Below are 13,587 nucleotides of genomic sequence, written 5' to 3' on the forward strand. Positions count from 1 at the left end.
CAGCTCCACGATCCATGAATGATGTTGCTATACAACGTCATTCGAGGTTAAAGAGTTGGTAATACCCCTGATGATAATTTATAGGGGTGACAACCATTGCGTGACAACGCAATTCCAACTGGCTCGTTTGCCAGCCGACCTAATCTCTTGCGGCAGAGTTGAAATCAAACCGACCACGCGATCGCTGTTGCGAAGCGCAGCGATGTCGGCCGAGAGAGTTGGAAGATCGTTCTACGCCGTGCAGAATTCGGTGAGGGCGTGGGCGACCTCGGTGGGGGCGTTCTCTGTGGGGATGTGTGTCGCGTTCGGGATTCGTACGAGTGTGGTGTGCGGGATTTCTGCGGCGAATCTCTCGGCGTATTCGATCTTTTCGAAGCGGTCGTCTTCGCCCCAGATCAGTAACTTGGGTGTCGGGGACTGCTGTAGTGCGGGGACGAGGGCGAGGGTGTAGCGGGGGTCGGCCGCTGCCACCATGGCCAGCCAGGAGCGGCGGACTCGGGGATCGGTCCATGGGGCCAGGTACTGGGCGATCCGCTGGTCGGTGGCGGCGTCGGCCAGATCCGTTGTCGCGGCGCGTCGGCGCGCGGCGAGGAGGTCATCGGTGGTGGTCGCCGCGACGACGGCCGGGTCTCGGAATCGGGCCACGTGGGGTGCGGGCCAGGAGTCGTAGGCGACCGAGTTGACCAGGGCCAGTCGGCGCACCTTCAGTAGGTCGTGGGCGAGGAGATGCTGGGCGACGGCGCCGCCGATGTCGTGACCGGCCACGGCGATCGGCTCGGGGAGCTGCAGCGTGGAGGCGAATCTCGTCACCCAATCGGCAAGGGCGGGAACCGTGGCCGTTTCCGGGGTGAGCTCGCCGCCCGAGCGCCCGAGTCCCGGGAAATCGACCGCAATGGGCCGTAGCCCCGCCGCCGCGAGATGGTCGAGCACCGCAAGCCACACCCGGCTCCAATACGTTCCGTGTAGCAGCAAGACCGCCGGGCCGTCCTGCTCCACCGTCAGGTAACTGGCCATGTCGCCGTCGATCCGGACTGCGGTTCGCAGCACGCCTGTTTCACTCATGGGACCACTGTGGCCGGGGTCTACCTCCAGGCCGAGAGTCTGAAAAGACATCCTTGGGTATATTCCTGCCATGAACCGCCATCGGGTGGTGGCTCTACTCCAGCCGCCTCAGTCGCCATTCGAACTCGCCTGTGCCGCCGAGGTTTTCGGCACCTTCCGGCCGGATGTGCCCGCCCGCTACGACTTTCGGATCTGCGCCGAGCGCCCAGGCCCGGTGGAGACGACCATCGGCTACCCGATGCTCGTCGACGCGGGACTGGAGGCTCTCCAGGAGGCGGACACCGTGGTCGTCCCCGGCTGGCAGCCGCCCGGCACACCGGCGGAACCGATCGTCATCGAGGCGCTGCGGGCCGCCCACCGGCGCGGGGCCAGGATCGCCGCCATCTGCACGGGGGCATTCGTCGTGGCGCAGGCCGGGCTGCTCGACGGCCGCCGCGCCACCACCCACTGGCGCCACACCGCCCAGCTCGCCGCCACCTTCCCCGAGATACAGGTCGACCCCGACGTGCTCTACGTGGACCTGGGCGACGTGGCGACCAGCGCCGGAACCGGCGCGGGCATCGACCTGTGCCTGCATTTGGTACGTTCCGACCACGGCGCGACCTACGCCGCCCGGATCGCCCAAAACATGGTGCTGCCACCACACCGCGACGGCAGCCAACTCCAATACATTCCACGGCCCGCCCCCGCCTGGGCGGACGAGTCATTGGCGCCGCTGCTGGACTGGGCCACCTCCCGGCTCGACTCCGAACTGACCATCGCCCGCCTCGCCGAACACGCCGGGCTGTCGAGCCGGACCCTGGCCCGGCGGTTCACCGAACAACTCGGCACCAGCCCGGGACAGTGGCTGCTCGGCCAACGCCTGGACGCGGCCCGAGCACTCCTGGAACAGACCACCCTTCCGGTGGAAGCCATCGCCACCCGGGTCGGACTCGCCTCGGCGGTCAACCTGCGCCGCCACTTCCGCGCACACCTCGGCACCACCCCGGGCGCCTACCGCCACACCTTCGGCGAAACCCGGTAGGAGGCAGGCATCTTCGCGTCCTGCTCAGGCAGGCTGCGGTCAGCGTAAGGGGATGGCCAGCTCGTAAACGATGTCGGTGGACTTGGCGACCGACGGGTCGAGCAGAAAGATTTGGCGCGGTGCCCAGGTTGTCTGTTCGTTGTGATCGATCAGCCATTGGTGCAGCGACTCGAACCCGAGCGCGGTCATCATGTCGGCCTTGGGCACCCGAATAAATGCCTCCCGCATCGCGGGTTCGGAGCTCGATGCCATGTCCGGAAAGCGGCTGGCCACCTCGTTGATATCGGCCTCGCCGATGGGGCAGCAAAACTCCACCGGCGCGTCACTGTCATTGCTGACCTGTCCGTGATAGCGCAGGAACGGTAATCCCGCGACCCCTTCCGGCCGTGGGATATTCGGGCCCCCGAACAGCGCGAACAGCGGGGTGGCGAACTCGCCGATCTGGTCGGCGGTGAGATGTTCGGTAATGCTGAGCAGGGCACGTGCCGGGATGTCACGGACGGATACCTCGTACATGGTGGATCTCTTTCCAGCGAATTGGTTGAGGAGGAACGCGACCAATTCCCGTTTGGCCCTCGCACTCTGCTCTTGCTCGTCCCAATAGGCGGCCAATTCGCCTGCCGCGGCATCGGGTGGAAGGTCGAGGACCTTCTTGATCCGGGCCAGCGGCATGTCCAATTGGCGTAGCAAGACGACCCGACGGGCCCGGGCCAGCTGGTCCGGGGAGTACCAGCGATAGCCGGTGTCCGGATCGACGTGCGCGGGTGGCAGCAGGCGCAGCTCGTCGTAGAGCCGCAATGCCTTGGGCGAGAGCCGGGCCATGCGCGCGAATGTGCCGATGGCAAGCAGGTCCATGGTCGCCTCCCTCGTTCCGGGCGGGGTGCCCGGTCGCCATTACTGTGCGGCCGTCCCCAGGGTGAAGGTCAAGCCGTATGCCGACTGCTTGCCCGGTGAATTACCCATCCACCGCGGTGAATCCCGCCGCGGCCACTATCAATACCGCCGAAACCAGCAGCGCCACATCAAGTCCGTGATGGAATGCCGTTTTTCCCGTGGTGAGAACGTCGGATACCTTCGATAGATACGGAAGGTATGGGCCGATATTCGCGCCCTGGGGGATGCGGCCGCGTTCGACGGCATCGATGGCGGCGGGTTGCAAGGGGGCCGGTAGGCCCAGTTCGTTCATGCGGGTTGTGAGGTCCGAGGTGAGGAGCGAATTCACCAGCGCGCCGAGGACGGCGACGCCGACCGCGGAGCCGACCTGGCGCATGGTGTTGGTTATCGCGGCGGCCATGCCGGAGTGTTCCGCCGGGACGCCGGACAGGACGGCCGATGTCAATGGCACCACGGCGATGCCGAATCCGAATCCGGCCACCGCCATGGCGCCCGCCAGGGACGTGTCGTGTAGCGGGCCGGTGAGGGTTTGGCGGGTCAAAAGGATTCCGCCGGAACCCATTACGCAACCGATGATCATGAGCAGGCGCGCACCGTGGCGTGCGGTCCACGCGCCCGCGGCCAGTGATCCGATGATGATCGCCACGGCCATGGGTGCGAAGACAGCCGCCGTTCGCGCGCCCGAATACGACTGTGTCACTTGCAGATACAATGCGGTGAAGAAGAAGATCGAGAAGATGCCGAAGTAGACGGCGAAGGCGACCACCAGTGCACCGCGTACCGCTGGCAGGCGGAGGTACCGGAAGTCGAACATGGGAGCGCGTGCCCGCGTCTCGACTACCACGAAGCCGACGAACGCGACAGCGCCCAGCGCGAACAGCGCGATCACCGAGGGCGCGGTGTAACCCCGATCCTCGCCGGTCGTCGCCGCGTAGATCACCGATCCGAAAAAGGTCGCGCCGAGCAGGATTCCGGCCCAGTCGAGGGGTTCCGGGCGCGGGTCGGCGGTTTCGGGAACCGACCACAGCGCGGCGGCGAGCGCGACCGCCCCGACCACCAGGTTGAACCAGAAGATCGAGCGCCATCCGTACGCGTGCACCAGCACTCCGCCCAGAACCGGCCCCGCCGCGAGCGCCAGTCCGGACACCGCCGCCCACACCCCGATCGCCCGGGCGCGAACCCGCTCCTCCGGGAAGAGATGACGCAGGACCGACAGCGTGCCGGGCTCCGACGCCGCCGCTCCCACACCCATGATCGCGCGAGCGGCAATGAGCACCGGCACGCTGGGCGCGAGCGCCGCCAGCACCGATCCGCCACAGAAGATCGACAATCCGACGACCATGACCCGCTTGCGCCCCCACCGATCACCCAGCGATCCGCCCGCCAGCATGAGCCCCGCGAACACCAGCGTGTAGGCATTGACCACCCACTGCAGCACCATCACATCGGCACTCAGCTCGTGCCGAATATCGCCGAGCGCCACGCTGACGACCGTGGTGTCGAGAAAGGTCACGAACAGCACGGCCGTTACCGCCGCCAGCGCGATCCCCGGTCGCCCCGCCGCGGTCGGAACCCTGTCGGTTGGCCTCACCGGCACAGGCTAACCGCCCGCACCGCTCACCGACCCGCAATAACTACGCGGGCGGAGCGTTGTCCACGACGAGCCGGAGCAGGCCGGGGAAGCGGCGGTCCAACTCCGCGCGCCGCAACCGGGTCAGACGAGCATTGCCGCGGTCGACCTGCCGAACCAGCCCGGCCTCGCGCAGAATGCGGAAGTGATGGGTACGCGTCGACGCCGCCACCGGTAAACCGAAAGAGCTGCAGTGCCGTTCGGTTCCCTCGGGCGCGACGGCAAGCGCGACGACGACCGCACGTCGCAGCGGATCGGCGAGAGCGGAGAGGATCGCACCGAAGTCCATCTCCTCCTCGGTGGGATGGCCGTGGTCGTCGGGCATGATCCAGCCCACTTTCGAAATATCTCGAACCTTCGACCGTCATCGTATATCCTTCTTCCATCTGGAACCGATGTTGCGGCCGTCTCGAATGCAGTGTGCCGCATGCTTATTGGGGGGAGCCAGCAGCGTGGATGCGGGATCCGTGCGCGGCCGGTCCTGGGGACTGGCCGGGCTGTGTATCGGAGCGATGCTCATCGTCCTGGACGCCAATGTGCTGAGTGTGGCGGTGCCGACCATCCGCACCGCACTCGGCGGCAGCGCCGACACCGCGCTCTGGGTGGTCGACGCCTACACCGTGGTGCTGGCGGCACTGCTGCTGTCGGCGGGAAGCCTGAGCGATCGGTACGGCAGCCGCAGGATTTTCGTGTGGGGGTTGTCCATCTTCGGCGTCGCGTCGGTCCTGTGCAGCGTCTCGATGACCGCGGGTGAGCTGGTCGCCGCTCGCGCGCTCCAGGGCCTGGGGGCGACACTCCTTGCGCCGGGCTCGCTTTCGCTCATCCGGCACATGTACCGCACACCCGAGGAGCGGGCGCGCACGGTGGGCCTGTGGGCGGGCGTCTCCGGCGTGGGGTTCGCCTCGGGCCCGGTTCTCGGTGGGCTGCTGGTGGATTCGCTCGGCTGGCGCAGCATCTTCCTGTTGAACGTGCCGGTGGTAGCGGTGGCCGTCGTGCTGGTGGTCCGCTATGTCCCGGAGACGCCCCGGCAGCCGCGGCCGTTCGACCTGTCCGGGCAGATCCTGGCAGTCGTCGGATTGACCTGTCTGGTCGTGGGATTGATCGAGAGCAACCGATACGGCTGGGGCTCTCCGGTGATCGTGGCGACGTTGATCGGCGGGATCCTGCTGCTGGCGCTCTTCACCGTCGCCCAGTTCACCCGGGAGCGAAGTGACCGGCCGGTCCTGCTGCCGCTGTCGGTCCTGCATCCGCACCCCGCGCGGGCCGGTGTGATCGCGGGCTTCGTCTACAACTTCGGCCTGTACGGCATGATCTACGTCTACTCCTTCGACCTTCAGCAACTGCGCGGATACAGCGCGGCGGCAACGGGTCTCGCATTTCTGCCCCTCACCCTTGCCGGAGCCCTGACCTCCGCCTTCGTGGCCGGGCGAAGCACCGCGCGCTTCGGTGCCCGACCCGTCCTGGGCGCCGGAATGCTGCTGTCGGCCATCGGCGCGGTGCTGCTGATGTTCGCCGCGAACCATGCCCCCTACCTACTGGTGGCGGTCGGTTTCGTCTTCTTCTCCCTCGGAACGGGCCTGTCCGCACCGGCAATGACGACCACGGTCCTCAACCACGTCTCGGCCGAACATTCCGGCCTGGCCTCCGGCCTGCTCAACGCGGCGCGCCAGATCGGCGGCGCGGTCGGCGTCGCCCTACTCGGCGCCCTGACCGCAGGCCACCTGTCCACCCGCACCCCCGCCGCAATGGCCGTTGTCGCGGCGGCCTTCCTCCTGGTCACCGTGACCACCACCCGGATGATCCCGGCCCGCGAACCCACCGCCTCGGCCCCGATCCCGCTGTCCGGCAACCGATCCCGCTAACAAGATCACCACTTCGTACAACCGGCGAATCACCAGCGCCCGGCATCTCGTCGTGCGTCGATTCACCCTTCTGGAAAGGAAAGATCATGCGTACCGAGCTCGACACCACACTCGCCGAGGACGGCCCACGGAAGGGAGTCGTCCACGTTCCGGCCGGTGCCGGTCCGTCGATCTGCGTCGCGGGCGACACCTACACCGTGAAGGCTTCGACCGAGATGACCGGCGGCGCCCTCGCCTTCCTCGAGGCGTCGGTGCCTCCGGGCGCCGGTCCGGCGCCGCACATCCACACCCTGGAGGACGAGGCGTACTACCTGCTGCACGGGGAGCTCGAAATCCTCGACACCGACCGGACATTCGTCGCCAAGCCCGGCGACTTCGTCTTCATCCCGAAGGGAACCACACACCGCTTCAAGAACCGCGGCACCCAGACCGCGAAGATGATCTTCCTCTTCACCCCTGCGGGCTTCGACCGGTTCTTCATGGAGATCGGCAAGACGCCCCAGCCCGGTGCCCCCGCCCCGGAATGGACCGAGGAGGACTACCGGCGGGTCGCCGAGGTGGGGCGGCGCTACGGTCGGCTACCCGGCGAGACCGCCGGTGCCGATGACCCCGCACAGGCGTGAGGGCCGACATGGCCGACTCCGGTGCCAAGGTCGCGCTGGTCACCGGCGGGAGCCGGGGGATCGGTGCCGCCATTGCGACTCGCCTCGCCGCCGACGGCGCGGATGTGGCGATTACCTATGTGCGAGACGAGGAATCGGCGCGCACCGTTGTCCGGCGGATCGAGCGGTCCGGGCGGCGTGGCACGGCGATCCGGGCCGACGCCGCCGATGCCGAGGCGGTGGTCGCAGCGGTGAACCGGACCGTCACCGAGCTCGGGCGGCTCGATATTCTCGTCAACAATGCCGGGATCTGGGACGGCGGCGTGTTCGAGGACCTGACCCTGGCGCAGTTCGACGGGATCATCGCGGTCAATGTGCGCTCGGTCTTCGCCGCCACGCAGGCAGCCGCCCGGCACATGGGTGACGGCGGGCGCATCATCACCATCGGTAGCTGCCAAGGGGATCGGGTCTCCGCGGCTCGGCAGATCCTCTACGCCACGAGCAAGTCGGCGCTGCACGGGCTCACCAAAGGCGTTGCCCGCCACCTCGGGGAGCGCGGCATTACCGTCAATCTCATTGCGCCGGGCCCGATCACGACCGACATGACTCCCTCCGATCCGCAGGTCGTCGCGGACCTGAAGAACGGGACCGTGGTCGGTCGGTTCGGGACCACCGAGGAGATCGCGGCGCTGGCCTCCTATCTGGCGAGTCCCGCCGCGGGGTTCACCACGGGCGCCATCTTCGCGGTCGACGGCGGCACCAATATCTGAGTGCCCGGCCCGGCACGATCAGTCCGTCGTGGGCCAATCCCAGCCCAGTTGCAGGAACATGCCGAGGCGGTCGCTTACCGCGCGGATTTCGGTGATGTGGTTGTCGGTGTGCTCGGTGATTACTCCGTCACATCCCGGACCCTGCACACGGTCGAGCGCGGGCTGGCGGTGCTGTGCGCGGAGGGATTCGATCTGGATCGAGCGCTGGATGCGTTGAATGCGCTGACGATGTTCGTCGTAGCCCACGCCGCCTGGGAGGCACGCGGCGCATCCCGGGTCGGCGTCGATGGGCCGGGATCGGCGGAGTATCTGAAAAGTCTTGATCCGGAAGAGTTTCCGCTGATCACCGCGGCGGCGCGGGCATCGTCCGGCACCGACGACCACGACCGTTTCGGCTTCGCCGTCCGCGCGATGATCCACGGATTCGCCGCGACAGCGGTCCGTCCCGACCCTGTCACCCCCGCCCCGTAGGATCACCTGCGTGACCGAACGACCCGCACCCGTTCAGCTCGTGCTCGGTGAGGAAGAGTTGCTCATCGAGCGGGCCGTGGCCGCCGTTGTCGCGCAGGTGCGCGGCTTGGTGAGCGATCCCGACGCATTGCCGGTGGATCGGATGCGGGCGGGCGATGCCAGTACCGCGGAGCTGGCGGAGCTGTTGAGCCCGTCGCTGTTCGCGGAGGACCGGGTCATCGTGCTCGAGTCGGCCGCCGAGGCGGGGAAGGACGCGGTCGCGGTCATCACCGATGCCGCGTCGGCTCCGCCGGAGGGCGTGGTGCTGGTGGTGCTGCACTCCGGCGGCGGCCGGGCCAAGGCGCTCGCCCCCGCGTTGCGGAAGCTGGGCGCCACGGTGCACGACTGTGCCAAGGTCACCAAGAACGCGGAGCGAATGGAGTTCGTGCGCAACGAGTTCCGGGCCGCCGGTGTGCGCGCCTCCGGTGAGGTGGTGCAGACCGTGCTGGAGGCCGTCGGCTCCGAGCTGCGCGAGCTGGCCGCGGCCTGCTCCCAGCTGGCCGCCGACACCGGCGGCAAGGTCGACGTCGCCGCCGTGCGCCGCTACTACTCCGGCAAGGCCGAGGTCACCGGCTTCGAGGTGGCCGACCTGGCCGTCGCCGGCGACCGTCCCGCCGCCATGGAGGCACTGCGCTGGGCCATCGACCGCGGCGTCGCCTCGGTGCTACTCGCCGACGCCCTCGCCGACTCGGTGCACACCATCGCCCGCGTCGGCTCGGCGGGCCGCGGCGACCCGTTCAAACTGGCGAGCCAACTCGGCATGCCGCCCTGGAAGGTGAAAAAGGCCCAGTCCCAGGCCCGCGGCTGGACCGCCGCCACCATCGGCACCGCCCTCCAGGTGGTAGCCACCCTCAACGCCGACGTCAAAGGCGGCGCCGCCGACACCGACTACGCCCTCGAACACGCCCTCTCCCGCATCCTCGACCTCCACGCGAGCAACTAGGGCTTCACTCCGCGAATCACGCTGGCGGACACGACAAAAGCCGCCGTGGTCGTCTGTGTGTACAGACCCTCTGCCACGGCGGCATTGCACTGCTGGGGGCGGTATAGCTACCGCGAGGAATCAGCCCTTCAGGGCGGCGACCTGCTTGGCCATCGCGGACTTCTTGTTGGCGGCCTGGTTGGCGTGGATGACGCCCTTGGACACGGCCTTGTCCAGCTTGCGGCTCGCGACGCGGGCGGCCTCGTCGGCGGCGGCCTGGTCGGCGGCGACGACGGCCTCGCGGGCCTTCTTGATCGCGGTGCGCAGCTCGGACTTCACCGACTGGTTGCGCTGGCGCGCCGCCTCGTTGGTGCGGATCCGCTTCATCTGAGACTTGATGTTGGCCACGCGTGTTTCCTCTGGTTCCTGTCGTCAGTGTGGGTATAGCTGCGAAGTCTGTGGGCGCACCACGGCCGATGCGTAGCGCCGCGCCGAAGGTCGAGACTACCAGCTGGCTCGGTGCGGGACGAAATCGCCCCGGTCGAGCGTTTGCTGCCGACGATTCTCGCATGCCACGCCGAGTGGGCGGCCAGCGGCCCACGGTCGTTGTGGACGCCACCGGGGACGCGTAGAAAATAGCCATGTCTCCGACCGCGCAGGAAGTCGTCGAGGAGGATCCGGAATTACCGGCGGTGAGCCTGGCCCGCAAACTGCTCGCCGAGGCGATCGGCACCTTCGTGCTGGTGTTCGGCGGCGTCGGGACCATGGTGTTCGCCGGGCATCGGGTCGGCGATCTGGGTGTCGCGCTGGCCTTCGGATTCACCCTGCTGTTCCTGATGTACGCGATCGGGCCGATCTCCGGCTGCCACGTGAATCCGGCGGTCACGCTGGGACGGCTGCTGCTCGGCCGGATCGGCGTGATCGCGGCCGTCGACTATGTGGTGGCGCAGGTGCTCGGCGGTGTCGCCGCGGGCGGGGTAATCTACGCGATCGCCCGCGATCTGCCCTCCTACGACCGGGTGCACGACGGGCTGGGGGCCAACGGCTGGGGTGCGCACAGCCCGGCGCGGCTGGACATCGTCGGCCCGCTGGGCGGGCTGGCCGAGAACGGCTACGGGCTGACCGCCGCCGCCACGATCGAGATCCTGCTGACCGCGCTGCTGGTCTTCGTGGTGCTGGCCTCCACCGATCGGCTCGCCCACGTGCCGCTGGCCGGTGTCTCGGTCGGCATCACGCTGACGGTCATCCATCTGATCTCGCTCCCGATCGACGCCACCTCGGTCAATCCGGTCCGCAGCCTCGCCGTCGCCCCCTATCAGGACGGCGCGATGAGCCAACTCTGGGCGTTCCTGGTGTTCCCGCTGGTCGGCTCGGCGATCGGCGCGCTGGCCTACGCCCTGCTGTTCAGCCGCGCCCGCCCGCCGGTGCAGTGAGCCCGGCGCGCGGTCAGTGCCAGCCGTAGTCGGCGCAGAGGCGGTGGGCGACCCGGTCGAAGGTCTTGCGCGCCAGGATGGCTCCCTCGCGCCGGATCCCGGCCTCGGGCACGTCGAGGACCCGGTCCAGCCGCACCCAGCTGTCGCGGCCCTCGTGATCCCAAGGGCCGGAACCGATTCCGACCCAGTGCGGGTCGTGGGCGCGCGCGATGTTCGAGGAGAGCATCAGGCCCAGCAGGGTGTGGCGGTCGCGGCCGACGACCAGTACCGGGCGGTCCTTGCCATTGGTCGGATCCTCCTCGAAAGGCACCCAGGTCCAGACGATTTCGCCCGGATCGGCGCGCCCGTCCAGCTGCGGGCTGTACACGATCTGGCGGGCCCGCTCGCGGCTGGGCACCGGCACCGAGGCGGCCGGGCGCACCGCGATGGCCGGCTTGCGGCGGCCCAGCGCCCGCTCCCACATCGCCGACCGCTGCACCCGCTCCACCAGCTTCGGCGCCTGCTGCCTGACGATCCGGGGCCCCTGCTCCCTGGCGATGGTCCCCAGCTGCTTGCCCAGAGCGCTCCACGTACCGGCCATGATTCGGAGCATAACGGCGCGGGGGCGGGTTCTCACCCCGCCCGAATCCGCCTGCGGCACCAGCGAATTTGCGGTATCCGCCGATGTGGCCGCGCCGCGATCGGATCGAGACGGTGACCTGGATCACCGGTCGCATGGACCGCTGGCGGGATCGCTGCCCGGTTCATGGGACGATGGTGCGCAGTTCATCGATCACCAGAGGAGTGGAGTGCCCAGCTTCGCCGACACGACGTTCACCGATCCGTCACGGATCCGGAACTTCTGCATCATCGCGCATATCGACCACGGCAAATCGACCCTGGCCGATCGCATGCTGCAGCTCACCGGGGTGGTCGAGGAGCGGCAGATGCGCGCGCAATACCTCGACCGGATGGATATCGAGCGGGAACGCGGTATCACCATCAAGGCTCAGAACGTCCGCCTGCCGTGGCAGGTCGACGGGCAGGACTACGTGCTGCATCTCATCGACACCCCGGGCCACGTGGACTTCACCTACGAGGTGTCGCGTGCGCTGGAGGCGTGCGAGGGCGCGATCCTGCTGGTCGACGCCGCGCAGGGCATCGAGGCGCAGACCCTCGCGAATCTGTATCTGGCGCTGGACAAGGACCTGACCATCATCCCGGTCCTGAACAAGATCGACCTCCCGGCCGCCGACCCCGACCGCTACGCCGCCGAGCTCGCCCACATCGTGGGCTGCGAGCCGGAGGACGTGCTCCGCGTGTCCGGCAAGACCGGCGTCGGCGTGCCCGAGCTGCTGAACAAGGTGATCGAGGAGGTGCCGCCGCCGGTCGGCGAGGCCGACTCGCCCGCCCGCGCGCTCATCTTCGACTCGGTATACGACACCTACCGCGGCGTCGTCACCTACGTCCGCGTGGTCGACGGCAAGCTGACCCCGCGCCAGAAGATCAAGATGATGTCCACCGGCGCGACCCACGAGCTGCTGGAGATCGGCATCGTCTCGCCGGAGCCGAAACCCACGAAGGGCCTGGGCGTCGGCGAGGTGGGCTATCTCATCACCGGTGTGAAGGACGTGCGTCAGTCCAAGGTCGGTGACACCGTCACCACAGCGCGCGACGGGGCCACCCAGGCGCTGACCGGTTACCGCGAGCCGCGGCCCATGGTCTACTCGGGCCTATACCCGGTCGACGGCTCGGACTATCCGGATCTGCGCGACGCGCTGGAGAAGTTGCAGCTCAACGATGCCGCGCTCACCTACGTGCCGGAAACCTCCGTGGCGCTGGGCTTCGGCTTCCGGTGTGGCTTCCTGGGTCTGCTGCACATGGAGATCACCCGCGAGCGCCTGCAGCGCGAGTTCGGCCTCGACCTGATCTCCACCGCGCCCAACGTCATCTACCGCGTGGTCATGGAGGACGGCAGCGAGCACATCGTCACCAACCCGTCGTTCTGGCCGGAGGGCAAGGTGCGCGAGATCTACGAGCCGGTGACCAAGTGCACCATCATCGCGCCCAGCGAATTCATCGGCACCATCATGGAGCTGTGCCAGTCCCGCCGCGGCGACCTGCTGGGCATGGACTACCTGTCCGAGACCCGCGTCGAGATGCGGTACACGCTGCCGATGGCGGAGATCATCTTCGACTTCTTCGACTCGCTGAAGTCGCGCACCCGCGGCTACGCCTCGCTGGACTACGAGGAGGCCGGCGAGCAGCGGGCCGACCTGGTCAAGGTGGACATTCTGCTGCAGGGTGAGGCCGTCGACGCGTTCTCGGCCATCGTGCACCGCGACGCCGCGCAGGGGTACGGGCACAAGATGACCACCAAGCTGCGCGAACTCATTCCGCGCCAGCAGTTCGAGGTGCCGATTCAGGCCGCCATCGGCTCGAAGATCATTGCGCGCGAGAACATCCGGGCCATTCGCAAGGACGTGCTGGCCAAGTGCTACGGCGGTGACATCAGCCGCAAGCGCAAGCTGCTGGAGAAGCAGAAGGAAGGCAAGAAGCGGATGAAGACCATCGGCCGGGTCGATGTGCCGCAGGAGGCGTTCGTCGCCGCGCTGTCGACGGAGAGCTCGTCGGACAAGAAAAAGTAGGTATCAGGAGATTGTCAGGGCGGCCCACGGCGGGAGCTGTGGGCCGTTCTTCGCGCGTCGGGGCGGGCATTTCCGCACGTCGTTGGGCAGGCGACCGGTTGGTTATGACCGCCGATCTTGGGGCTTCCCTACGGATTCGTATACTGGCAGGCTGATGTGGCGCACCAGCGTGTCGGAAGTCGGCCGATAAGGGATGTGACAGGTCGGTTTTTCGGCATTTAAGGTGTTAAGTGTTCTGGATTCGGAAGACC

14 protein-coding genes are annotated in these 13,587 nt (G+C 67.9%); 8 read left to right on the forward strand and 6 right to left on the reverse strand.

The genetic code is table 11. The annotated features are described in order from the left end of the window. Positions 1-231 precede the first annotated feature (231 nt). Positions 232-1,062: an alpha/beta fold hydrolase gene (locus HPY32_RS05500; protein ID WP_171982726.1), complete on the reverse strand. Its 831-nt coding sequence runs from the start codon at positions 1,060-1,062 to the stop codon at positions 232-234. A 70-nt stretch (positions 1,063-1,132) separates the two neighbouring features. On the opposite strand from HPY32_RS05500, the gene HPY32_RS05505 reads away from it, so the two are divergent. Further along, complete coding sequence (locus HPY32_RS05505; protein WP_067593100.1) at positions 1,133-2,086, forward strand: helix-turn-helix domain-containing protein; 954 nt, start codon at positions 1,133-1,135, stop codon at positions 2,084-2,086. Positions 2,087-2,125: 39 nt separating this feature from the next. Here the strand turns inward: HPY32_RS05505 and HPY32_RS05510 are convergent, their stop codons facing one another. From HPY32_RS05510 to HPY32_RS05520, 3 genes are all read right to left on the reverse strand, one after another. Beyond that, the gene (locus tag HPY32_RS05510) at positions 2,126-2,941 is read right to left on the reverse strand and encodes a MerR family transcriptional regulator (RefSeq protein ID WP_067593097.1); all 816 of its coding nucleotides are present in this window, start codon (positions 2,939-2,941) and stop codon (positions 2,126-2,128) included. Positions 2,942-3,041: 100 nt separating this feature from the next. Then, entirely contained in the window at positions 3,042-4,571 is a 1,530-nt protein-coding gene (locus tag HPY32_RS05515) for an MFS transporter (RefSeq protein ID WP_231951834.1), read from the reverse strand. 43 nt (positions 4,572-4,614) lie between these two features. After that, positions 4,615-4,935: an ArsR/SmtB family transcription factor gene (locus tag HPY32_RS05520; RefSeq protein WP_067596171.1), complete on the reverse strand. Its 321-nt coding sequence runs from the start codon at positions 4,933-4,935 to the stop codon at positions 4,615-4,617. A gap of 127 nt (positions 4,936-5,062) precedes the next feature. On the opposite strand from HPY32_RS05520, the gene HPY32_RS05525 reads away from it, so the two are divergent. The 5 genes from HPY32_RS05525 to holA all read left to right on the forward strand — a co-directional run bounded on the left by HPY32_RS05525 (position 5,063) and on the right by holA (position 9,297). Continuing rightward, a complete protein-coding gene (locus HPY32_RS05525) occupies positions 5,063-6,472 on the forward strand; it encodes an MFS transporter (RefSeq protein ID WP_171982727.1) in 1,410 nt (469 codons plus the stop codon). An 86-nt stretch (positions 6,473-6,558) separates the two neighbouring features. After that, positions 6,559-7,095, forward strand: coding sequence for a cupin domain-containing protein (locus HPY32_RS05530; protein ID WP_067593091.1), 537 nt, complete (start codon positions 6,559-6,561; stop codon positions 7,093-7,095). Positions 7,096-7,103: 8 nt separating this feature from the next. After that, positions 7,104-7,844, forward strand: a complete 741-nt coding sequence (locus HPY32_RS05535) for an SDR family oxidoreductase (RefSeq protein WP_067593088.1) — start codon at positions 7,104-7,106, stop codon at positions 7,842-7,844. A gap of 48 nt (positions 7,845-7,892) precedes the next feature. Beyond that, entirely contained in the window at positions 7,893-8,315 is a 423-nt protein-coding gene (locus HPY32_RS05540; RefSeq protein ID WP_067593085.1) for a TetR/AcrR family transcriptional regulator C-terminal domain-containing protein, read from the forward strand. A gap of 10 nt (positions 8,316-8,325) precedes the next feature. Beyond that, positions 8,326-9,297 (forward strand): DNA polymerase III subunit delta, encoded by a 972-nt coding sequence (holA, locus tag HPY32_RS05545; protein WP_067593082.1) that lies wholly within the window; start codon positions 8,326-8,328, stop codon positions 9,295-9,297. A 120-nt stretch (positions 9,298-9,417) separates the two neighbouring features. Here the strand turns inward: holA and rpsT are convergent, their stop codons facing one another. After that, entirely contained in the window at positions 9,418-9,684 is a 267-nt protein-coding gene (gene rpsT / locus HPY32_RS05550) for a 30S ribosomal protein S20 (RefSeq protein ID WP_067593079.1), read from the reverse strand. 233 nt (positions 9,685-9,917) lie between these two features. Between rpsT and HPY32_RS05555 the strand changes: the two genes are divergently transcribed. After that, a complete protein-coding gene (locus HPY32_RS05555; protein WP_067593076.1) occupies positions 9,918-10,709 on the forward strand; it encodes an aquaporin in 792 nt (263 codons plus the stop codon). A 13-nt stretch (positions 10,710-10,722) separates the two neighbouring features. On the opposite strand, the gene HPY32_RS05560 is transcribed toward HPY32_RS05555, so the two are convergent. Further along, a complete protein-coding gene (locus HPY32_RS05560; protein WP_082871921.1) occupies positions 10,723-11,289 on the reverse strand; it encodes a type II toxin-antitoxin system PemK/MazF family toxin in 567 nt (188 codons plus the stop codon). Positions 11,290-11,497: 208 nt separating this feature from the next. Between HPY32_RS05560 and lepA the strand changes: the two genes are divergently transcribed. Then, positions 11,498-13,336 carry a translation elongation factor 4 gene (lepA, locus tag HPY32_RS05565; RefSeq protein ID WP_156674670.1) on the forward strand — a complete coding sequence of 613 codons (1,839 nt, stop codon included), beginning with the start codon at positions 11,498-11,500 and terminating at the stop codon, positions 13,334-13,336. Positions 13,337-13,587: the final 251 nt, after the last annotated feature.

It is taken from the genome of Nocardia terpenica (genome assembly GCF_013186535.1).
Lineage (GTDB): Bacteria > Actinomycetota > Actinomycetes > Mycobacteriales > Mycobacteriaceae > Nocardia > Nocardia terpenica.